Below are 20,930 nucleotides of genomic sequence, written 5' to 3'. Positions count from 1 at the left end.
ATTTTATGGGCATCAGCTGCCAGTTCGCGTCGTTACTCGTTTCCACTACTTGCCCGCTGCGGGCACCCGCCTGCTCAACACTCGAAAACTACTTGATTGAATATTTAACTAATCTTCGAGAAAAGCTTGCGGGAACCTTGCGGCTTCATAAAATTCCTGCCGGAAAGTAGAGGTCATCGGACAGCAAAGTCCCGGTCTCACGGGCTTCAAGAAACGGAAATCATCATGGTTCTCAACCTGAAAACCACCACCGGCAAAGTCGGCGCCAACATCGCCCTGGCAAACCTGACCTCGGTCGCGCCCGGCCACACCGACGACCTCCGCGTCACCCTGACCCTGCCCGCCACCGCGGACAACTCCCTGCAGAACCAGAGCAGCACCATCGCCTTCACCTTCACCGGCACCCAGCGCACCGCCGCCGCCCAGTAACACCCCCCAACCCCAGCCAGCCCTCCGCCGTCGAGCCCCCCCTGAAACCGACGGCGGAGGGCCTTCCCCCCCATCGCGAACAGGCAGCAGATGCCCGCAAAAAGCAACGGAAAGGGCATCTGCTGCCAATTCGCGCTTAACTTCGCGGGGCGGGTGTGACGGCGGGTGTAACAGGGAGCGGGCGATTTTGCGGGCATCTGCTGCCAGTTCGCGCTTCAGGAAGCCGGCGCGGTGGGGGATGCGGCCAGGATCTGGGCCGTGGTCAATCTTGCCCAGGGGGAGTCAGGGGCGCCTTGGACTGCGGCTTCCGGGCTGTCGCCTTGGGTCCACCACTTGGCCTCGAACGCGGATCCTTCGAACAGAATGCGGTCGCCCTTGTGATAGATGGTCTCCGGAACCCATGCCGGGAAGGTCCCCGCAGGCACCGTTGCCTTGGGGCTTGGCCTGTCTCCGGGCAGCACCGGACCCACGAGTTTCCACGGAGTGGCGCCGCCCTGCAGGACCGGGTTGTCCGGGACGTCAGCGCGGGTCCACCATTTCGCCTCATAGACGCTTCCGTGCCAGACCACCCTGTCCGCAGCCGTATAAGCGGCATAGGTGCTCCATATCGGATAGGGGCTCGTTGCCGGGTCATCGGTGGTGGTGGCGGGTGCGCTACTTGAGGCAGTGACTGTTGGCGATGGAGTAATAGCCGGCGTAGGCAGTGCCACGTCATGGGCGAGCGTGGTCGAGAACAGTTGGGAACCCTGGACCACCCCGCTGCAGCTGTCCGAGACCTTGCTCAAATCCGGGTAGTTGGGGCTGCAGGTCCTGTCCCTGTTCATGGACCACATCGACAACCTGCCGAGGCCCTTGTCCTTGACGAAGCTGTTCATGGTGGCAGCGTCATCGAGGGTGAATATTTCGCCGGCGATATCGTTCTGGCCCACCATGACGGTCAGGCCAAGTTTGCGCCAGATGGTTTCGCTCCCAAAGTCAGTTCCGGCGTTGCTGTAGAGGGCGGCCAGCTGATCGTGGGCGGCATCCGCAGCTGACTCCGAGGCCCGGGACATGCTCCAAGCTGCAGGCTTACTGGCGCCGAAATCCATCGTCATGATGTTTACACCCTCCAGATCGACTCCGCCGGACAGGGTATGCGCCACGATGCCCTGGCCTTGGCTCGTGAGGCCGTCTGGGTCGGCCGCAAGGGTCAGCCAGACGGCGAGGGGCTTGCCACTGGCTTTGCGTTCCTTCTGGAGGGCGGCAATGGCTTGGGCCCGTCGGTCGGCAGCGGCCAGGTCGCCCAGGGCGACGCCTTCGACGTCGAGATCTACCGTCGCGACGTCGTAGCGGTCCACGATCTGCCGGTAGGCGTCGGTCAGGGCCTTCGTGTCTTTGCAGGAAACCGCGAGTTCGTTGTTGTTCAGCCCGCCGAAGGAAACAGCCGTTGCCCCGCCAAGCTGGCGGAGCCGGGCGATTCTCCGGTCCAGATCGAGGTCGGAAGCTGCCTGGTCGGGGCTGTACGCCGCACCCCAGGACGGGGCGCAGTCCTGCTTCGGATCGGCGACGACGAAGGACAGCACCACGGCTTTCGCGCTGGGCACGGCTGGATCTTCGAACGCGAAGCGGGGCGTCGCCGTCACATCCACATAGCCGGAGAACACCGAGGGCATGGATGCGGCGGCACTGACATCCTGGACATTGCGGAGGCCGAGGTAGCCGGCAGTGACCGCCGCAACCACGATGACGCAAAGGATGCCCAAACGCAGGACGGACAGCCGGCGGCCGGGAAAGCGTTTAGACACAGAAATACCCCCAGAGCTTCTGAATAGGACTTCACGGATGTCTGGGAAAGATCTCACTCCCCGGGAAGCGCCGCAGCTTGCGTAGCATTTCCATGAGTTCTGTCGGAACTCCGCGTTGTTCGCCTATCATAGGGGCGCACTGAAGTGCGGTCCGTTACATTACGCCCGCATTGTGCCGTGTGCCCGCTGGGGGTGCACGGACAGCGAATGGGGATTCATGTCGGATCAGATTGTGCTGCTTCGCCCCGATGAACAGGGAACGGCGGACGGGCAGTCTTCAAAGGCCCGAAAGCGTCAGTGGGGAGCGGAAAAGCGCTCCGAACCGCTCTCGATCGTCCACCCGGCACCATCGCGGCGGAAAATTGTCCTCGGCCGCGTCGGCGTCCTCACCACCGTGCTTGCCTGGGTCGGCTATTTGGTCACGACGGTGCTCAAGCAGCTGGTGGACAACCCCGGCGCTGGATTCCGCTTCGGCGCCGAGACCCTCTCCTACTTGGTAGTGGTGTCCTTCCTGACGTTCTCGGCGTTGATGTACCTCACCGCCCGCCAGGGCGCCCTGACCCGCTTTCGGGCCCACCGACGGGTTCCCCGAGGGGAACTGGACCGGCACTTCTTCGACTACTCCGAGGGCATCACCGTGCTGATTCCTTCTTACGCAGAAGAACCGGAAGTAGTGCGCGGCACCATGTGGTCCGCGGTCCTGCAGGAATTCCCGGACCTGAGCGTTGTGCTTCTTCTTGATGACCCACCCTTCCCCAAGGACCCGGACGTGCTCCGGCGCCTGGAAGCCACCCGTGCCCTTGCCGGCCAGATCACCGAAACCCTCGAAGAACCAGCCGCGAGGGTCAACGCCGCCTACGCGAGGTACCGCCGTCGTCGTGATCAAGGACCTGAACCAGACCCCGGCACCGAGGTTGAGCGGCTCATCGCCGAATACCAATACGCTGCCGAATGGCTCGAAGCTATGGCCGAGACCGAGTCCGTCGAGGACCACGTGGATGAGTTCTTCGTCGATCTGGTCCTCATGGGCCTGGCCCGGGAACTACGGCTCGTGATCCTGGCCCTTACGGCCGCCAACGCACAGCGGAAGTCGCCCGGCCCGGAACGCATCGCTGAACTGTATGCGCGGCTGACCTGGATCTTCAACGCACGGGTTTCCACGTTCGAGCGGAAGCGGTTCGCGAGCCTCTCCCACGAGGCCAACAAGGCCATGAACCTGAACGCCTACCTCTCACTCATGGGCGGGACCTGGCACCCGGAACAGACCGCGGACGGGACCGTCTTGCGGCCCGCAGGGGTCGACGACGGCGATGTGCTGTCGGTCCCGGACACCACCTACGTCCTGACTCTGGATGCGGACTCGATGCTGCTGCGCGATTACTGCCTCCGCTTGGTTCATCTCCTCGAATCCCCTGGAAATGAGCAGGTAGCCGTCACCCAGACTCCGTATTCCTCCTTCCGCGGCGCCCCGACCCGGATTGAGCGCATCGCCGGGGCCACCACGGACATCCAGCACATCCAGCACCAGGGCATGACCCAATACGGCGCCACGTTCTGGGTGGGCGCGAACGCCGTGATCCGCAAACGCGCCCTGGAGGACATCGTAGAGATCTCCACCGTGGGCGGCTTCGAGGTCAGAACCTACATCCAGGACCGCACCGTCATTGAAGACACCGAGTCCAGCGTGGACCTCGGTAAGCATGGCTGGACCTTGGCCAACTACCCGGAGCGGCTCAGCTACAGCGCCACCCCGCCGGACTTCGGATCGCTCGTGGTGCAGCGACGGCGCTGGGCCAACGGCGGCCTGCTGATCCTGCCCAAACTCTGGGAACAGATCCGCAAGCGCCGAGGCCAAGCCCGGCCGGTCCTCTTCCGCGAAATCCTGCTGCGCGTCAACTACATGGCCTCCATCACCTGGGCGAGCTTCGGGTTGCTGTTCCTCCTCGCATACCCCTACGACAGCCGTCTCCTCAGCCCCTTGGTCTTCCTTGCGGCCCTGCCCTACTTCCTGGCCATGGGAAGCGACCTGCGGGACTGCGGCCACCGGTTCAGCGACATCTTCCGGATCTACGGATTCAACCTCGTTCTCCTTCCGGTCAATCTCGCAGGCGTCCTGAAATCCCTCCAGCAAGCCCTCACGGGAGACAAGATCCCGTTCGTCCGAACCCCGAAGGTCAAGGACCGTACCGCCGCACCGGCCCTCTACGTCCTCGCTCCGTACTTGATCGTTGCGTTCTCCTTGTTGACCGTCTGGCGCAACTGGGAACTGGGAAACTGGGGCAACGCCGCATTCGCCGCCTTCAACGCCGTCATGGCCGCCGGTGCTATCCGGGCTTACATCGGACTGGCCAACTCCGGAGTGGACATGTACCTTGGCGTGCTGAACTGGCTGTACGTCGAGCCCAAGAAGCCGAAAGCACAGCCGCCGGCCATCATCCCCAAAACCCCGGAACAGGTCGACTGGGAGTCGCTGCTCTACCACGGTGACCGCCGCCTGAACCGCGACCTCCGGGGCAAGAACGACCGCCGGAAACGGGCCGGATCGGCGTAGGGCTACGCTGGCCTTGGGCGCCGGTGTTCCGGCTCCGCAAGGCATCGGAAGGGGCCACAGTGAATCCGCTGGCAGTGGTATTGGGATCCACCGGCTATATCGGGGGACGGCTCGTCCCGCGATTGCTCGACGCCGGCTACGACGTCCGTGTCCTGGTACGCCACACCAACAAGCTCAGCGACGTCCCCTGGGCAGACCGCGTGGACGTGATGATCGGCGACCTCGAGGATGTCGACTCCTTGCGGCAGGCGTTTGCCGGGGCCGGCGTCATTTACTACTTGGTGCACTCGATGGGTCATTCGGGCCACCGGTCTTTTGAAGAGACCGAAAGACTCTGCGCCGGCAACGTAGCGCGTGCGGCGGCCGATGCCGGGGCCGGACGGATCATTTACCTGGGTGGACTGCACCCGGAAGGAACTGAGCTCAGCCGGCACCTCCGGTCCCGCAAGGAAGTGGGCGACATTTTCCTAGCGGAACCGCAGGTGCCTGCGATAGTGCTTCAGGCCGGCGTCGTGATTGGTTCCGGTTCGGCGTCCTTCGAAATGATCCGGCAACTGACCGAGGTGCTGCCCGTCATGGTGGCTCCGCGATGGGTGCGGAACAAAGTCCAGCCGATAGCGATCCGAGACGTGCTGTATTACCTGGTCGCAGCGGCTGGACTCCCTGCTTCGCTCAACCGCACCTTCGACGTCGGCGGCCCGGATGTCCTCCGGTACGACGAGATGATGAACGGCTACGCCGCGGAAGCGGGCCTCCGACGCCGGCCGGTGGTCGCACTGCCCGTCCTGACTCCATGGTTGGCATCCCAGTGGGTCAACCTCGTCACCCCCATACCGCGATCCTTGGCAGTGCCGCTGATCGGATCGCTGCAGCAGAACTGCGTGGTCGGGGAGCGGGACATCCATGAATATGTAGATCCGCCCGAAGCTGGCCTGCTTGGATACCGGGAATCCCTTCGCCTGGCGCTTGCGCGCGAGGCCGCCGGAGAAGTGGAAACCAGTTGGCAGAACTCCTCCGTTCGCGGTGCCCCGAGTGATCCCCTTCCCAGTGACCCGCAATGGGCCGGACACCTGGTGTACCAGGACAACCAGGAGCAGCTCACCACAGCCACCCGGCAACAACTGTGGCAAGTCATAGAAGGCATCGGTGGAGACAACGGCTGGTACTCCTTTCCCTTGGCGTGGTCCGTGCGCGGCTGGATGGACAAGATCGTGGGTGGAGTGGGGCTTCGCCGCGGCCGGCTCAATCCGACCCGGCTGAATACGGGGGACGCGCTGGACTTCTGGCGTGTGGAGCAGATCGACCGCGGCTCCCTGTTGCGCCTCCGCGCGGAAATGAAGGTACCCGGGCGCGCGTGGCTGGAAATGCGGGCGGAGGAAGCCGAAGGCGGGGCGCTCTACCGACAAAGGGCGGTCTTCTTCCCCAAAGGCCTGGGCGGACGGTTGTACTGGCTGGCGGTGTTGCCTTTCCACGGTGTCATCTTCAAGGGAATGGCCAATCGCATCACGGCAGCAGCGGCGTCGATGGCGGACGACGACGATCCGGCGGCCTTGCCTTAGCGGCCTTGCCTTAAATATCGACAAGTGTGAATATTTACATGTGTCTATGTCGCTGGAGTTAACACCCGTCCAGACGGTGGCTTGTTGTTCGCCGCTGTCCAGGGAACCCTTGTCGGAATCCGAAGCGGAAGGGATCGTGCCACTGCTGAAGGCGCTGGGCGATCCGGTGCGGCTGCGGCTGATGTCCCTCGTGGCGTCCCACGAGGGCGGCGAAGCCTGCGTGTGCGACCTCAACGACGCCTTCGAGCTGTCACAGCCGACCATCAGCCACCACCTGAAGGTCCTGCACGAAGCGGGCCTCCTCGAACGCGAAAAGCGCGGCGTCTGGGTTTATTACCGCGCCCGCACCGACGCCCTGTCCGGCCTGGCGGCCCTGATCGGTGGACAGGGCCAGTGAGCGCGCTCAAGCGGCAGGCCGTGGCGGAGTTCGCCGGCACCGCCTTCCTGGTCATGGGCGTGGTGGGCTCAGGGGTCATGGCCTCGCGACTGTCCCCGAACGACGTCGGACTGCAGCTTCTGCAGAACAGCGTCGCCACCGGCGCCGCCCTCGTCGCGTTGATTCTTGCATTGCAGCCGGTTTCGGCATCCTTCAACCCTGTGGTCACTTTGGTGGAACGCGCCCTGGGGATCCTGGATACGCCCACCGCGTTGGCTCTGCTCGCCGCCCAGTTTGCCGGAGGCCTGGCCGGGACAGTCCTCGCGAACCTGATGTTCGGCCTCGACGCCGTGACGCTCTCCACGCATCAACGTGCCGGGGGAGGGCTGTGGCTCGGCGAAGTCGTTGCCACCATCGGGCTTCTCGTGGTCATTTTCGGCACCATCCGCTCCGGCCGGACCGAGCTGGTGGCCTTCGCCGTCGGCGGCTACATCACTGCCGCCTACTGGTTCACCAGCTCCACGAGTTTCGCGAACCCCGCCGTGACCGTGGCCCGGACCATCACAGACACCTTCGCCGGGATCGCCCCCGCATCCGCCCCGGCGTTCATCCTCGCCCAGTTGCTGGGCGGCGCCGCCGGGTTCTTCCTGATCCGCGCCCTGTACCCACGCGTTGCCGCGTTGCCTTTGCCGGCTCCCGCGCCCGGCTCCGAATCCGATCGAAAGGTCCTCTCATGAGCACTGAAACCGCCAAGAAACCCTCCGTCCTCTTCGTCTGCGTACACAACGCGGGCCGTTCCCAGATGGCGGCCGCCTTCCTCACCACCCTGGCCGAAGGCCGGATTGAGGTCCGGTCCGCGGGCTCCCAGCCAGCGGACAAGGTCAACCCGGCCGCAGTCGAAGCCATGGCCGAACTTGGCATTGACATGTCCGCCGAAATCCCCAAGGTCCTCACCACAGAGGCCGTGAAGGAATCGGATGTCGTCATCACCATGGGATGCGGCGACGAATGCCCGTACTTCCCCGGCAAGCGCTACGAGGACTGGGTCCTCGAAGATCCGGCCGGCCAGGGCCTGGACGCCGTCCGCCCCATCCGGGACGAGATCAAAAGCCGCATCGAGGGCCTGATCGAGTCCCTCGCGCCCGCCGCGTGATAGCAGTGTCCGGCACAGCCTGATGCAAGAATCACAGGCATGATGGATCCGGCCCGGGAAGCATGCCTCGCAGGATACAGCCGGGCCCTTCGGGAGTTGATCGGCTGGCTGGACAACGCTCGGAGCTGCAACGCAAGAGCAACGGGACCCGCTGGACCAACGAGGAACTGCTCTTCCACATGGTCTTCGGATACATGATCTTCCGGTCCCTTTTGCCCTTGGTCCGCATCATGAGCCGCCTGCCCCGATCCTGGGGCAGGCGATTTGCCGCCGGATTGAATGCGGCTGCCGGCCCGTTCGACGTCGTGAACTATTGGGGTTCCAGGGTGGCCGCGGCTGTCTCCAACCGGCGCCGAATTCCCCACACGGCTCGTCCTGATGCCTGGGATGCGTGACACATTCTGCTGGATCACCGCCGAGATATCGGCGGAAGATCCGCGGGTTTCCGGCGTATAAGCACCGGGCGAGTCCGGGTGATCCAACAGAATCCGTCGCCCCTGCCACCTCAACCGCCGCCGCCCCAGCCACAAAACCAGGCCCACACGAAGGCCCAAAACCCCTGTCCAAACTGCCCGGCACGGCCCGCATGTCAGGTTTGAGGCCCTCGCCACCTAGACTTGCTGGTTGAAGCAATCTAAACGAGAGCCGCAGCGCAAAACGCTGCGAGTCTTAGGGGACAAGACCATGCCGGATTCTTTGGACAACGAAGCCAGCGCCGCTGCATCGAACGAAGGACAGCCCGACCTTCGTCGACGCCGCGATCGCCGTCGCGCCGAGGGCGACCCCTGGACAGGAACTATGCCGATCATTACGCCGAACGATTCCGACGCACCCGCATCCGCTGCCCCGCTCCAAAGCAGATCCTGGGCCGAAGCTGCAGCCGCCGCCGACGCGTCCGCAGGGACCGTAACGGACCGCGCGGAAACAGACCGCGAAGACTCGACCAGCGGTGACGCGACCCCCGCGGAACCACGCCGTGAGATCCCGACGGCGGCAGCACCGGCGTCGGGCGCTGTTCCCCCGGCTGCCGCACGAGCCGGACGCGCCGCTGCCGCCAACGCTCCAATTTCCGACTTCATCTCGTCGCCGGGTTCCTTCGTGCGGGAGCAGAAGCCGCGCCCCATCGGTGGCTTCCGCGGCATGCTCTACAGGCTGACCGGCGGCGCCTGGAACCTCGGGCCCAGCGCCAAGCAGCGCGAAGAGGACGAGTTGGCGCGGCGCATTTCCCGGCAGCTTCAAGGCAGCTACAACACGGCTGTCCTGAGCCTCAAGGGCGGGATCGGCAAGACCTCCACCACGGTGGGCGTCGGCCTTACCTTGGCGGAATTCCGCGGCGACCCGCCCTGCGCCATCGACGCCAACCCTGATTCCGGCGACCTCGTGGAGCGCGCACTGGGTGAGGGCATCTACCAGAAGGCCACGCCGCGCACCATCACGGACCTGCTCAAAAACGTCGACAACGTCGATTCGCTCACGGCACTCGCCCGGTACATGCACCATGCCGGCCGACTGCACCTGATCGCCGGCGAACAGGACCCGGAAGTTTCGGATTCACTGACCGCCGAGGAATACCTGCGGATCCGCCAGTTGATCTCGGGCTACTACTCCATCGCGCTGACCGACTGCGGGACCGGCGTTACGCACAATGCGATGAGCGGCATCCTGCAATCGGCCGACAACCTCATCATCGCCGCCGGCTATGCCGTGAGCGGCGCCAAGCGTGCCCGCAGCACCCTTCAATGGCTCGCGAGCCACGGCTACGAGGAACTGGCACGCAACGCGATCGTGGTCATCACGGACAAGGACGAGGTGTCCTCCCGCGTGGACAAGGATGCCATCGAGGAACACCTCGCCGGGATCTGCCGCCAGTTGATTGCCGTGCCTCACGACAGGGGAGTGGCCGACGGCGACCTGGTCACCCTTGACGTCCTGCGCCCCGACACCCGCCGTGCGTACAAGGAGATCGCGGCCGCGATCGTGGACGGGTACGTGTAGCGCCTCCGCTTTGGTGGCCCCGCCCAACTAGCTCGCATTAGATGTCGTTTACAAGGCTCATAACGACAACAAGTGCGAGTCAGTTGGGGTGGGGCTACTTAGTTATTGCCTAGCGTGACGCTGTTGACACTCTATTCATTACTTGGTTTTACGCCGGCAAGAGCGGGTTATTACTCGACTACTACGCGGATTGCAAATTGTCGCTTCCGCCGGGATTTCCCTAGAGTTGCACCTGGACGCATTCGCTTTGCGGGGCGACCTCGCCATGACCGGGAACTGGGCCCGGGCATGGTGCACCCAATTCTGTGCCTTTATGACACCCTGCTGCGCCCGTTTCTGAACCCGAGGCCAGCACCCAGGAGCCTCCTTGATTCCCAAAAAACTTGCCTTGATGTTCGCTGCCGTGCTTCTCCTCGGACTGACGGGTGCCACTAGCGCCCGCCCCACCGCCAACACAGCGCCCGACGCCGCTCCCGAACCCATCGCGAACGCCGCACCCGCCGCTGAGGTGGCCCCGCTCGCGACGCCGACTCCAGCACCGCCCGCCGTTCCGCAGCCTGCCGCCGCACCCGCGCCCGCCGTCGTCGTGCCCAAAGCTGCAGTCGTACCCGCCGCCGTACCCCAAGCTGGTCGGGGCGGCTCGGTGAAGGTGCTCGACACCACCGCGGCCATCACCGACCCCAACTGGTTCCGCCACGCCTACGCCGAGGGCTTCGGTCTCTACGTGATGCACTCCACCGCGTGGGGCACGTGCACTCCGTGGCAACAGACCCAAGCCCAATTGAAGATGGCGCTCGACGCCGGCCTCAAGATCGCGGTCTACACGCGTGACGCTTCGTGCTGGGCGAACGGGATCAAAGCCGCAGGCCCGTACATGGCCCAACTGCAGTTCTTCGCCCTGGACATCGAGCCCGGGGGATCCTTGGTAACGCGCGCCATGGTGGATGGTGTGCGGAGCCTGGGCGTGCGGCCCGTGATCTACAGCGGCAGCGGCATGTGGCCAGGCTTGATGGGCAACAGCACCGCATTCTCGGACGTGCCTCTGTGGGATACCGACACGAGCAACCTCAACTACGCCGGCTGGACCGCGGACTACCTGGCACCGGCCCCTGTGCAGTACGGCGGCTGGAACACGGCTGGCACTATGCGCGTGGGGATCCAGCAGAAGCTCGAACACACCCTGAACGGCATCAACGTCGACCTGAACTCGTTCGACGCCGGGTTCCTGAAGTAGGCGCTGCGCTTCTTGCCCTGCGCTGCGCTGAATTCCTGACGCCCCCGGAATTCCGGGGGCGTCAGGAATTCCGGGGGCGTCAGGAAGACACGGGGTCGGAGGGCACGGGACGCGTCGGGATTGTTTCCTTGGAGTTGTCCACATGGGGGAATTCGGTGCTGTCGTGGGCCTCGATCCACGTGGCAGGTTCGTAGGCATGACCCAGTTGCCCCGCCTGATCCTCAGCCGAGATCACCTTTTTCACGGAACGACTCTCAAGGAACTCGCTCGGAGTGCCAAGGCGGGCGCCTTGCATCGCGTCCGCCAAGGAGTGTACGTTGACGGCGCTGCGTGGGACGCACTGAAACCGTGGGAACAATATCGTGTACGGGTCAACGCTGCGGCCGAAACCTCCAGCTCACGAACCATTTTCGCCAGACACTCGGCGGCGTCTGTATGGGGTATCCCCACTATCGGACTGCATCATCCGGTGCAGGCCGTGACCCTGAGGAACGACGGCGGCCGCTCTCGGGCCGGAATATCCCGCCACTACGCGGACCCCGCTAGCCTCAAGGTGTATCGCCGAGAGGGACTTCTGGTGACTGACAGGGTGCGCACGGTGCTGGATCTGGCCGCTTTCACCCCGTTCGTCGAATCCATAGCTCCTTTGGATCACGTCCTCAAAGCCGACCGGAAAAGGAGATTGCCCGCCATCTCGAAAGAGGCACTTCTGGCGGGAGCGGATGGAATTTACACGGCGGCGGCCACCCGGAGAATTCAAGCGGCGATCGATTTCGCAGATCCCCTGTCCGGATCTGCGGGGGAATCCTACAGCCGCGCTTTGATGCATGTCGCCGGATTCGAGGCCCCGGTTCTTCAACGTGAATTCCGCGACGAAGCGGGCCTGGTGGGCTATTCGGACTTCTATTGGAAGGGTGTGCGGTTGGCCGGGGAGTTCGACGGCATCGATAAGTACCTGAAACCGGAATTCCTCAAGGGACGCACCCCCGCTCAAGCCGTCGTCGAGGAGAAGCTGCGCGAGGACCGGATCCGTGCCACGGGGTGCGGCGTCGTCCGTTGGGTGTGGGCAGAACTCATGGCTCCCGGCGTGTTCGAACGGAAGCTGGCAGCGGCAGGGGTGTCCCGGCGTCGTCCGCGTGGATCCCGATGAGGCGCGGAGTGCCTGGCGCTACGCTGAATGCTTGGCGCTACGCTGAATGCCTGGCGCCGCGCTGAATGCCTGACGCTACGCTGACTGCCTGACGCAGCCGGAATTCCCTGTGCGACAGGTATTTGGCGCGTCGCAAAGGAGTGGCGTCCTAGGATGAAGGGGATGACCACCACCAGCACCCTTCAGCCTTTCAATCTCCGCAGCATCGCGTTGCCCGCATTTGGGCCCGCCCTGCTGTTCTGTATCGGCGAAGGCGCGGTCCTTCCGGTGGTGGCGTTGTCCGCCCGCGACCTTGGTGCTTCCGTGGCCGTTTCCGCGTTGGTGGTTACCCTGATCGGACTGGGATCGTGGTTCTTCAACCTGCCCGCTTCGATCATCACCATCAAGTTCGGCGAACGATGGGCCATCGTCGCCGCGGGCGCCGCCGGAGCCTTGGCCTTGTTGGCGGCAGGATTCGCGCCGCTCCTTGCGCACAACGGCATCTGGCTGCTCGCCGCGGCGATGACCGTGGTCGGGATGTCCACGAGCGTCTTCAACCTAGCGCGACAGAAGTACCTCACGGAAGCCGTCCCGGTCATCTACCGGGCACGCGCCCTCTCGACGCTGGGCGGCGTCACCCGGATCGGCGTGTTCATCGGCCCGTTCGTCGGCGCGGCCGTGATGCAGTTCGCCGGCATCAGCGGCGCATATTGGGTTGGCGTGGCGGGCATGGCGGCAGCCGCGGTGCTTTCCCTCACCATTCCGGACCTTGTGTTGCCGGACGACGGCGACGGCGGGCGGAAGGGTCCCGAGCCCACCCTCCGTGGCGTGGCGGTTTCGCACGCGGGGGTGTTCCTGACTGTCGGGACCGGGATCCTGCTGCTCAGCGCGCTGCGGGCCTCACGTCAGGTGGTCATCCCTTTGTGGGCGGACCACTTGGGATTGGACGCCACACACGCGTCTCTGATTTACGGCTTGTCCGGCGCGATCGACATGCTGGTGTTCTATCCGGCCGGCAAGCTCATGGACCGCAAGGGGCGCATGTGGGTAGCTGTACCGTCCACCCTCATCATGGGCGCGGCGTTGTTCCTGATGCCGTCGTCCGCCGAGTTTGTGGGGCTGTTGCTGGCCTCGCTCCTGATCGGCTTCGGCAACGGCATCAGCTCAGGACTCATCATGACTCTCGGCGCCGACTTTTCCCCGGAGAAGGGTCGCGGGCAATTCCTCGGCTTGTGGAGGTTCATTTCCGACGCCGGTGCCACAGGCGGGCCCGTGCTGCTCTCGGCCCTGACGGCTGCAATATCGCTCGCTGCGGGCGTCTGGGCCACCGGCTTCCTTGGCCTGGCCGCCGCGGCGGTGTTCGCCGTCGCGCTCCCGAAACTCAAGCACCGCAGGAACTACTGAGGCCCAACACCTCCCTCGCCGGTGGGTACCCAACTGGCTCGCAATAGATGTCGTTTTGAGGGCTCAGAACGACATTAACTGCGAGTCAGTTGGGAATGCAGCTCCCAGACTCCGGTCAGGTGCATCCGGTATGGTGAATTGGATGTTCTCAGTCATCGCGCCTCCGCATCGTGCCCCCACCGCGAATCCGACCGCTGGGAAACCCGTCACGGACAACCCACCGCCGCTTGGTTCCGGGGCGGATAATCGCCTGCCGAAGAGCGTGGCAAAGCAGTCCCGGCCTGATCTCGCGACGCTGACCGCGCTGCGTTTTTTTGCCGCTCTGTGGGTGGTGTTCTTCCATCTTCAGGCCATGCAGCACACCTTCCTCGCCCCGGTCTATGAGCTGTTCCGGCCCGTCATTGCCAACGGCGACCTGGGCGTGGACGTGTTCTTTGTGCTCAGCGGCTTCATCATCACCTACACGTACCTGGACCGGCTTGGCCCACGTTTCCGCTGGCGAGCTGCAGCGGACTTTGTCTGGGCGCGGTTCGCCCGCATGTGGCCCGCGTTCGCCCTGGTGGTGGGCGTGTTGGGCCTGTGGTTCGTATATGGGACCGCGCAGGAATCCGTGCGGGAATGGTCCCTCCAGACCCAGGCTCCGGACCTGTCGCCGTGGGGGCTGGCCAAGCAGCTGCTGATGATGCATCTCTGGTTCCAACCGGGTACCGACGGCGCCAGCTGGTTCGGCCCGGGATGGACGGTCAGTGCCGAGTGGCTGGCCTACTTGGCGTTTCCGCTGCTCGCGCTGGTCCTGTTCCGGCTGCGCCGGCTGCATCCGCTCGCGGCGCTGGCCGCCTCCGTGCTCGTCCTCCTGCCGACAGCCATCTGGGGTCCGGACCTGCCAATCGCCACGGATGAGGACCAGCCGTACCAATGGCTGCTGCGGATCGCGTGCTGCTTCATTGCGGGGGCTTTCGCTTGCATCGCAGCTCGGAACGCGGACCGTATGAAGTTCAATCCTGCCCTGGCCGGTCCCGGCGCCCTGCTGACCGGAACCGCCGTCGTGATCTTCCTGGCCACGGCCGGAAAACCCGGCCCGGGACGGCTGGCCGTGCTTGCCTTCCCGCTGCTCATTGCGCTCCTTAGCCTGACCCGCGGCTGGCTCCGCTCGGCGTTGTCGGCGCGGTGGCTGCAATATGGCGGCCACAGCTCCTACAGCCTGTACTTGGTCCACATGTTCTTCATCTACCTCTTCTACTGGCTCATCAAGGACTGGCCGCATGGGGCCAGTCCGGTGGCGGAGAACTTGCTCGGGGCGGCGTGCCTGCTCGCGATTGCCTTGGCCACCCATCTGTTGTTCAAGTACGTCGAGGAACCGGCCCGGCTCCGGCTGCGCGCACTGGTCCCGAAGGCGGGGGCCGCGAGGGCGGGTGTGTGATGCCGTCCCAGAACCTCAGTCGAGTGAATTGAGGAACGCGATGGCATCCGCTGCCACTTCGTCCGGGCACTCCCACAAGACCAGGTGCCCTACCCCGGGATAAACCTTCAACGCGGCGCCGGGTATTCGAGCCGCCAAGGCTTCCTGGTGCCTTCGAGGCAGCACGCCATCATGTGCGCCCCACAAGATCAGGGTGGGCGCCAGAATGGTTCCGGACTCCGTGGGCGGAGTCGCCGCACGCAAGCCATCGAGGATGAGCTTCCACGCATGCGCAGGCATCCTGACTCCGTCGCGCACCCGGTCCTCGATATACCAAGCAGGAATCGCATGCAGTAGTGGGAACCATGCAAGGGAATTCCGTACCCAGCTCTCGTCGACGGGGTCCTGAAGAGCGGCGACTTCGTTGGCGAAAGCAGTCCGACCCCGCAGGCTTAGGGGAGAGCCCACCAGCACGAGCGCTGCCACACGATCGGGGTACCCGATGGCTAGCTGCTGGGCCACATAGCCGCCGCTGGAGGAACCAAGGATGAACGCCCTCTGGACACCGAGCGCATCCAGGATGGCTGCGGCGTCCTCGGCCTGATCAGCCAACGAATAGCCGAGCCCCGGCTTCTCCGCGTCTCCCTGGCCGCGGAGGTCGGGCGCGTAGACCCTGAAGTCCTTCAGCAGAGGTACAAGGCGGTCAAAGCTACGACGGGATTCACCCCAGGCGTGCAACAGCAACAACGGCTTCGCATCGGCGTCGCCCTGGACGAGGCACGGAACCCGTACGCCCGTCGTGAGCCTGAGATCCAGGACTTCGGCGCCCATAGCATCAGGGTACGCCTCGTCGCGCGGCACTAAGGAGAGTCCCGCCGGGCGATCCCGGAATCGTTGACACCTACGAGGCATTGGCGTTCGATGATCGCAGGGGGAACTGTCTCGGCGGGGAGGGAACAGTTCATGCGGGCAATCTGGAATGCGAAACCTGTATCCATCGTGGCGGGCAGCACCCTGGTGCTTGAGGGCTGTGTCGGAATGTGGCTGGCCGCCAGAGCGCCCGCCGGACCGGAGAATGGCAAGATTGTTCTGCTTTCTTTCTTCTATGGCGCCGTCGCCCTGATCTGGGGTGTCGTCATCCTGTCCTGGCGCTTCTGGTCCAAGCTGATGGTCCTGATGCGAAGGCAAGTAGCGGATGTTCTTCCGGCCATCCTGCCTCTGGCCGTGGTTTCGTCGCCCTTGCTGTCGGCGCCTGGATTCTCCGATCCGGCCAACCCGTCCTTGTGGATGGGTGGCCTGCTGCTGGCATCGGCTGCCATTTCAGTAGTGCCTGCGGAGAAGGCGCCGCTTTTGGAGATCCCGCCACTACGCCCGGGACACTTCCTTGATTGGCTTAGATGGCAGAATTTCGGTGCCGGCTCGCTGTGCGCCTTTCCAGCCTGCAGATCAACTGGCTACGGGTCATCCACGTCTGCCGCGGACACGAGGCAGCCGTGAAGGAGCTCCGCACGATGTACCCCAAAATCGGCCCAACGCAGGCCGACATCATCATCGAAAACCTCTATCGGGCAGAAGCGCTCAGCGCACCGGGCCTCTAGACCAGACCGTGCAGGAAGCCGCGCGCGGCACTAAGGTGACTGCCGCCGTCGGGCATTCAGACCGAAAAGCCAGGTGGCAGCGACCGTTGCCAGATAACCGGTGATGACAATCAGGGAGACGCCGGCCCAGAAATAGTTGGTGGTGCTTTCCTGCCCGAAACCGCTCGCGATTCCAATCAGCGAGTACACCGCAACGGCCGCGGCGACGACGCCCGCCAGAGTCGACAGCGAAAGCCACACACGCGACGACGCCCAGTGCTCACCGCGGCCGTCCTGGACATTCCAGCGCTTTCCCGTTCGCAGCACCAACCAGCCAGCCGGCAGCATGACCGCTCCCACCACGAGGAACGCGGCGACGACGTCGGCGGGCCGGTGCCACTGGTTGATCAGCGTGGAAACCCCGGCCGCCACCGCGAAAGTGCCGCCGAGGAACCCCGCCAGGGGCCGCCACCGCGGCGATACCACCAAGAAGACCGCCGCAGCCGCTGAGGCCGCGAGCGTGGTGTGACCGGAGGGCAGCGAGTTCAGTTCAATGGTCTGGACGCCGCGGAACGGCCTGTTCGGGAACCAGTCCTTGAGGAGCTGGGTGGCCAGGTTCGCCGCGACACAAGCGGCCACCGCGATCCCGGCAGACTTCCAGCGGCGGCGCATGATCGTGACGAAAAGAACGACGACGGCGGCGATCGCCACCGAGATGACCGGCAACCAATCGAGGAACTGGGTGGTTGCCCGCTCGGTGGGACCGTTGATGGTCGCGGCTTCCACCAGGGCGGATTCGTCGATGTACTGTCCCGTGGTGGTGCGGACGAAAAAATAGTAGGTGGCAACGAATGCGGCCATGCATGCCAGGGTGGAGAGCACAAAAAGGAAGCCCATCCCAGCGCCGGCCCAGCGCCTGCTGGCAATACCACGTGTGGCCGGCATCCGGCTCGTCTTAGGAAAACTCATTACTTTCAGGGTGTCATATTTGGCTGGGAGGATCACTTTTGCTCGGAGAGGAGTTCCTCATAGAGCGCCAAATGTTCGGCAACCATCCTCTCGGCGCTGAAGTAGTTTTCCGCGGCGCGGCGGCACTCACCGCGGTCCAGCGTCGCGGCGGCAATGACGGCTTCGGCCAGTTCAGGGGGACTGGAACGGAGATAGCCCGTGACGCCATCGGACACGATTTCCGGGGCTGATCCCCGGAAAGTTGCCACCACCGGCGTCCCTGTGGCGAGGGACTCGATCATCGCCATCCCGAAGGGTTCATCCCACTGAAGCGGATTCAAGAGGGCCACGGAGCCGCCCAGGAGGACGAACTTGTCCGCCGCGTTCAGCTCGCCGAGGTATTCGACGTCGGGCCCGAGCAGCGGTGCGATGACCTCGGCGTAGTACTCATGTTCTTCCGCGCTGTACATCTTGGCCGCAATTCGCAGCGGAACCTGGGCCAGCCGGGCGGTCTCAATTGCTTCCGGCAGGCCCTTGCCGGGGTGCATCCGGCCGAGGAAGCAGGCGTAGCCGCCGTCGCCGGCTCCGAGCGGGACGGACTGCGTGTCTATCCCGTGGTGAATGACCTTCCGTATCTTGATGGCGGGGGCAGTGTCCGCTTGATGGTGCGAGATGGCAATGATCGCCGTGTCCGTGGCCATGGCCTGGTAGATGTCATGGTTTTCTGCCGAAAACGGGAGGTGCGCCGTTGCGACGATGGGTGTTCCCTTCGGCCGATGCCTGTACAGCGGTCCCGCCAGGGTGTTGTCGTGGATGAGGTCGACGTCGTCCATGGCCGCGAATGCGTACACGCTGTGGCGGAGTTCGTCCGTCCCGTTCCCTATCCTCGAGCCGTCCGCAAGCGGCGGGCCGGGGACTTTGTCCACTGGACATGTGCTTCCGGACGCGGCCGCCAAAAGCACATCGTGGCCCGCGGCAGACAAGCCTCGGGCCAGGATATCGATGATCGACTCCGTGCCGCCGTATGCAGGCGGCGGTACTGGAATCCAGGGCGGGGCAACCAGTCCGATGCGCACCTAGTGCCCCCGCCGCGGTCCGGCGGTGGCGTGGTGTACATCCAAGAGATCGGACAACGGTTTGCGGGCTTCGAGGTGGAGCGCGACATTCTCGGGCAGGTCCGTGACCCGTGTTTCTCCGTTGACCACCTCCACGGAGATCCGGGAGCCGGCGAGCGGGACGTTCCGCATTTTGATGTCGCCGAAGCCTTTGGGAACCACCGGCGCCAGCCAGAGGCCGCCGTGGGTGAGGCACGGATCGAAGCGGAGAAGGACGCGGAGCAGATGGACCGGTGTGGCAGCTGCCCAGGCCTGTGGCGAGCATGACGAAGGGTAGGGGACGGGCGTCCCGTAGGTCTTCCTGTCCAGTCCGCAGAACAACTCGGGGAGCCGTCCACCGAACGCCTCGGCCGCATCGAGGAGACCCGTGACGAGGCGCTGGGACTCCTCGACGAAGCCGTAGCGCATCAATCCGCCTGCAATGAGGGCATTGTCATGCGGCCATACCGAGCCGTTGTGGTAGCTCGCCGGGTTGTATGCCGCCATGTCCGAGGCCAATGTCCGGACGCCCCAGCCCGAGAACATGGCGTCCGACATCAGCCGCTCCGCGACTAACGGAGCCTTGTCGTCGTCGACGATTCCGCTCCACAGGCAATGGCCCATATTGGACGCACAGGCGTCTACCGGCCGCTTGTCCCGATCGAGGGCGATTGCGTAATAGCCGAGTTCAGGAAGCCAGAATTGCTCGTTGAATTTTCGCTTGAGCTCGGCTGCCCGTGCGCCCCACACCGCGGCCAGCTTCAGGTCTCCGTCTTCTTGGGCCATCAGGGCCCTGCTGAGATAGGCGGTGTAGACATAGCCCTGGACTTCGCACAAGGCGATCGGCGGCTCCGCCAACGTGCCGTCGGCGAAGTTGATGCCGTCCCCTGAGTCCTTCCAGCCTTGATTGAGGAGGCCATGGTCTGTGGCCCGCGAGTACTCAACGAAGCCGTCGCCGTCGGCGTCTCCATAGTCGCGGATCCAGTCCAGGGCGCGGTCCACCGCCGGCAGAAGGGATTCCGAGACATCGGAATGGAACCCCCAGCGGGTGAGCTCCCCGGCGAGCGTGACGAACAACGGGGTGGCGTCCACTGAACCGTAATAGGCACTCCCGCCGCCAAGCGCGAGGCCTGTGGTGGCGCCGAGACGCACCTCGTGCAGGATCCGGCCCGGCTCCTCTTCGCTGAGCGGATTGACGGTACGGCCCTGGTGATCGGCGAGGGTTTTGAGTGTTCCCAGCGCGAGCGAGGGATCCAGTGGAAGGGTCATGAAGGAGGTCAGGAGCGAGTCCCGGCCGAAAAGGGCCATGAACCAAGGCGATCCCGCAGCCACCACCGTGCGTCCGGGATGGTCGGGGTCGAAGATCCTGAGGGAGCCGAGGTCTGCCCTGCTTTGGGCTAACGCTTTATCGAAGGCCTTGTTGGCAAGTTCCGTCGTAGGAACCTTGCCATGCCACTCCTGAAGCCTTTCTTCAGGGACATCGTAGGGGCGTTGGTTCCCCCAAACCTGGGCGTCCGCCTCGGGCCCGACACCGTCGATGCGGGGCGTGGCCGTCACTCCCGTGGACCAATGGCCTTGGGGTTCAAGAGTGATGTGGTAACTGATGACATCCCCGTCAACCAGGCCATGCGGAGCGTCAACGGCGACCAGGACATGCCGGCCCTGCCGCTGGGACTCAAGGACCAACGAACCGTCGCTACCACGCGTCAAATGCACACTCTCGTGGCGTGCCCGGCCCTCCTTCACTTCGAAGATGTCGGCAAAGTCCGCATTGACCGTGAGTGAAACCGTGGCCTGGGTGGGCTTGCTGGAAAAATTCCTGACCGTAATCTCTTCGCGCACTCCGCCGAACAGGCTCCGCCGGCGTTCAATCAGCAGATGGCTGTCCGCCAAGCCATCGGTGCGAGACGCGCGGCCGACGAAATCGGCGCGATAGGGCTCCGGGACAGGAGAACCCAAGGCCTCGATAGGGTGGCCGTTCACCTCCAACGCCCAGTTTGAAACGAACCGCGTGTCACGGAAGAACATCCCGTGCGGGCGCAGTTGGTCCATATCGCCGTTCGCCGCAGAGACGCAAAACGATGTTCCTGCCAACAGTGTTACGGCACCTGCGCCGGCCGAACCTGCGAGGTTCTCGGCATTCCAACCTGTCATCAATGGGCTCCAAAGCTAGGGACGGGGGAATGGGGCAGCTTGTTTCAGCGTATTCGCCACGTCTTCGGAAGTGAACCCTCCTGCAGATATGTGGGCCTTTGGGTGGACGCTCGCTCGGATATGTGGGGTTTTGGGTGGACGCTC

At 64.4% G+C, this 20,930-nt stretch carries 19 protein-coding genes; 13 read left to right on the top strand and 6 right to left on the bottom strand.

The features are described 5' to 3' along the window. The first annotated feature begins 225 nt into the window (after positions 1 to 225). Complete coding sequence (locus ACSKT0_RS19585) at positions 226 to 429, top strand: hypothetical protein (protein WP_437771201.1); 204 nt, start codon at positions 226 to 228, stop codon at positions 427 to 429. Positions 430 to 644: 215 nt separating this feature from the next. Here the strand turns inward: ACSKT0_RS19585 and ACSKT0_RS19580 are convergent, their stop codons facing one another. Continuing rightward, the gene (locus tag ACSKT0_RS19580) at positions 645 to 2,213 is read right to left on the bottom strand and encodes a chitinase (RefSeq protein WP_437771200.1); all 1,569 of its coding nucleotides are present in this window, start codon (positions 2,211 to 2,213) and stop codon (positions 645 to 647) included. Between the two features lie 217 nt (positions 2,214 to 2,430). On the opposite strand from ACSKT0_RS19580, the gene ACSKT0_RS19575 reads away from it, so the two are divergent. The 8 genes from ACSKT0_RS19575 to ACSKT0_RS19540 all read left to right on the top strand — a co-directional run bounded on the left by ACSKT0_RS19575 (position 2,431) and on the right by ACSKT0_RS19540 (position 11,081). Beyond that, a complete protein-coding gene (locus ACSKT0_RS19575) occupies positions 2,431 to 4,764 on the top strand; it encodes a glycosyltransferase family 2 protein (RefSeq protein WP_437771199.1) in 2,334 nt (777 codons plus the stop codon). Between the two features lie 59 nt (positions 4,765 to 4,823). Further along, the gene (locus ACSKT0_RS19570) at positions 4,824 to 6,323 is read left to right on the top strand and encodes an SDR family oxidoreductase (RefSeq protein ID WP_437771198.1); all 1,500 of its coding nucleotides are present in this window, start codon (positions 4,824 to 4,826) and stop codon (positions 6,321 to 6,323) included. 46 nt (positions 6,324 to 6,369) lie between these two features. Beyond that, entirely contained in the window at positions 6,370 to 6,720 is a 351-nt protein-coding gene (locus ACSKT0_RS19565; protein WP_437771197.1) for an ArsR/SmtB family transcription factor, read from the top strand. Then, the gene (locus ACSKT0_RS19560; protein WP_437771196.1) at positions 6,717 to 7,436 is read left to right on the top strand and encodes an aquaporin; all 720 of its coding nucleotides are present in this window, start codon (positions 6,717 to 6,719) and stop codon (positions 7,434 to 7,436) included. Before ACSKT0_RS19565 ends, ACSKT0_RS19560 begins: the two co-directional genes overlap by 4 nt. Then, entirely contained in the window at positions 7,433 to 7,852 is a 420-nt protein-coding gene (locus tag ACSKT0_RS19555) for an arsenate reductase ArsC (RefSeq protein WP_437771195.1), read from the top strand. The genes ACSKT0_RS19560 and ACSKT0_RS19555 overlap by 4 nt, the downstream gene beginning before the upstream one ends. A gap of 62 nt (positions 7,853 to 7,914) precedes the next feature. Next, complete coding sequence (locus ACSKT0_RS19550) at positions 7,915 to 8,247, top strand: hypothetical protein (protein WP_437771194.1); 333 nt, start codon at positions 7,915 to 7,917, stop codon at positions 8,245 to 8,247. A gap of 289 nt (positions 8,248 to 8,536) precedes the next feature. After that, the gene (locus ACSKT0_RS19545) at positions 8,537 to 9,847 is read left to right on the top strand and encodes a MinD/ParA family ATP-binding protein (protein WP_437771193.1); all 1,311 of its coding nucleotides are present in this window, start codon (positions 8,537 to 8,539) and stop codon (positions 9,845 to 9,847) included. Between the two features lie 367 nt (positions 9,848 to 10,214). After that, positions 10,215 to 11,081: a hypothetical protein gene (locus ACSKT0_RS19540; RefSeq protein ID WP_437771192.1), complete on the top strand. Its 867-nt coding sequence runs from the start codon at positions 10,215 to 10,217 to the stop codon at positions 11,079 to 11,081. A gap of 79 nt (positions 11,082 to 11,160) precedes the next feature. Here ACSKT0_RS19540 and ACSKT0_RS19535 read toward each other — a convergent pair whose 3' ends face one another. Then, entirely contained in the window at positions 11,161 to 11,325 is a 165-nt protein-coding gene (locus ACSKT0_RS19535; protein ID WP_437771191.1) for a hypothetical protein, read from the bottom strand. Positions 11,326 to 11,658: 333 nt separating this feature from the next. Between ACSKT0_RS19535 and ACSKT0_RS19530 the strand changes: the two genes are divergently transcribed. From ACSKT0_RS19530 to ACSKT0_RS19520, 3 genes are all read left to right on the top strand, one after another. Then, positions 11,659 to 12,231 (top strand): hypothetical protein, encoded by a 573-nt coding sequence (locus ACSKT0_RS19530; RefSeq protein ID WP_437771190.1) that lies wholly within the window; start codon positions 11,659 to 11,661, stop codon positions 12,229 to 12,231. 162 nt (positions 12,232 to 12,393) lie between these two features. Beyond that, positions 12,394 to 13,614, top strand: a complete 1,221-nt coding sequence (locus ACSKT0_RS19525; protein ID WP_437771189.1) for an MFS transporter — start codon at positions 12,394 to 12,396, stop codon at positions 13,612 to 13,614. A 262-nt stretch (positions 13,615 to 13,876) separates the two neighbouring features. Further along, on the top strand, positions 13,877 to 15,034 hold the full coding sequence (locus ACSKT0_RS19520) for an acyltransferase family protein (RefSeq protein WP_437771188.1): 1,158 nt from the start codon (positions 13,877 to 13,879) through the stop codon (positions 15,032 to 15,034). A 15-nt stretch (positions 15,035 to 15,049) separates the two neighbouring features. Here ACSKT0_RS19520 and ACSKT0_RS19515 read toward each other — a convergent pair whose 3' ends face one another. After that, on the bottom strand, positions 15,050 to 15,844 hold the full coding sequence (locus tag ACSKT0_RS19515) for an alpha/beta fold hydrolase (protein ID WP_437771187.1): 795 nt from the start codon (positions 15,842 to 15,844) through the stop codon (positions 15,050 to 15,052). Positions 15,845 to 15,976: 132 nt separating this feature from the next. Between ACSKT0_RS19515 and ACSKT0_RS19510 the strand changes: the two genes are divergently transcribed. Beyond that, positions 15,977 to 16,510: a hypothetical protein gene (locus ACSKT0_RS19510; RefSeq protein WP_437771186.1), complete on the top strand. Its 534-nt coding sequence runs from the start codon at positions 15,977 to 15,979 to the stop codon at positions 16,508 to 16,510. Positions 16,511 to 16,641: 131 nt separating this feature from the next. Here ACSKT0_RS19510 and ACSKT0_RS19505 read toward each other — a convergent pair whose 3' ends face one another. From ACSKT0_RS19505 to ACSKT0_RS19495, 3 genes are read right to left on the bottom strand one after another with little or no spacing between them, the layout of a single operon-like run. Next, positions 16,642 to 17,559 carry a phosphatase PAP2 family protein gene (locus ACSKT0_RS19505; RefSeq protein WP_437771185.1) on the bottom strand — a complete coding sequence of 306 codons (918 nt, stop codon included), beginning with the start codon at positions 17,557 to 17,559 and terminating at the stop codon, positions 16,642 to 16,644. Between the two features lie 32 nt (positions 17,560 to 17,591). Continuing rightward, on the bottom strand, positions 17,592 to 18,614 hold the full coding sequence (locus ACSKT0_RS19500; protein ID WP_437771184.1) for a glycosyltransferase family 4 protein: 1,023 nt from the start codon (positions 18,612 to 18,614) through the stop codon (positions 17,592 to 17,594). Next, positions 18,615 to 20,786: an amylo-alpha-1,6-glucosidase gene (locus tag ACSKT0_RS19495; RefSeq protein ID WP_437771183.1), complete on the bottom strand. Its 2,172-nt coding sequence runs from the start codon at positions 20,784 to 20,786 to the stop codon at positions 18,615 to 18,617. It abuts the gene before it with no gap. Positions 20,787 to 20,930 lie beyond the last annotated feature (144 nt).

It is taken from the genome of Arthrobacter sp. KNU40 (assembly GCF_051515115.1).
Taxonomy (GTDB): domain Bacteria; phylum Actinomycetota; class Actinomycetes; order Actinomycetales; family Micrococcaceae; genus Arthrobacter.
The sequence above is the reverse complement of the archived record's forward strand: the minus strand, read 5'-3'. Positions and strand labels throughout refer to the sequence as shown.

Coding starts and splice junctions, on each gene's coding strand:
- ACSKT0_RS19565 (WP_437771197.1), top strand. CDS start 6,370: ATGTCGCTGGAGTTAACACCCGTCCAGACGGTGGCTTGTTGTTCGCCG.
- ACSKT0_RS19525 (WP_437771189.1), top strand. CDS start 12,394: ATGACCACCACCAGCACCCTTCAGCCTTTCAATCTCCGCAGCATCGCG.
- ACSKT0_RS19505 (WP_437771185.1), bottom strand. CDS start 17,559: ATGAGTTTTCCTAAGACGAGCCGGATGCCGGCCACACGTGGTATTGCC.
- ACSKT0_RS19585 (WP_437771201.1), top strand. CDS start 226: ATGGTTCTCAACCTGAAAACCACCACCGGCAAAGTCGGCGCCAACATC.
- ACSKT0_RS19495 (WP_437771183.1), bottom strand. CDS start 20,786: ATGACAGGTTGGAATGCCGAGAACCTCGCAGGTTCGGCCGGCGCAGGT.
- ACSKT0_RS19545 (WP_437771193.1), top strand. CDS start 8,537: ATGCCGGATTCTTTGGACAACGAAGCCAGCGCCGCTGCATCGAACGAA.
- ACSKT0_RS19575 (WP_437771199.1), top strand. CDS start 2,431: ATGTCGGATCAGATTGTGCTGCTTCGCCCCGATGAACAGGGAACGGCG.
- ACSKT0_RS19550 (WP_437771194.1), top strand. CDS start 7,915: ATGCCTCGCAGGATACAGCCGGGCCCTTCGGGAGTTGATCGGCTGGCT.
- ACSKT0_RS19515 (WP_437771187.1), bottom strand. CDS start 15,844: ATGGGCGCCGAAGTCCTGGATCTCAGGCTCACGACGGGCGTACGGGTT.
- ACSKT0_RS19510 (WP_437771186.1), top strand. CDS start 15,977: ATGCGGGCAATCTGGAATGCGAAACCTGTATCCATCGTGGCGGGCAGC.
- ACSKT0_RS19555 (WP_437771195.1), top strand. CDS start 7,433: ATGAGCACTGAAACCGCCAAGAAACCCTCCGTCCTCTTCGTCTGCGTA.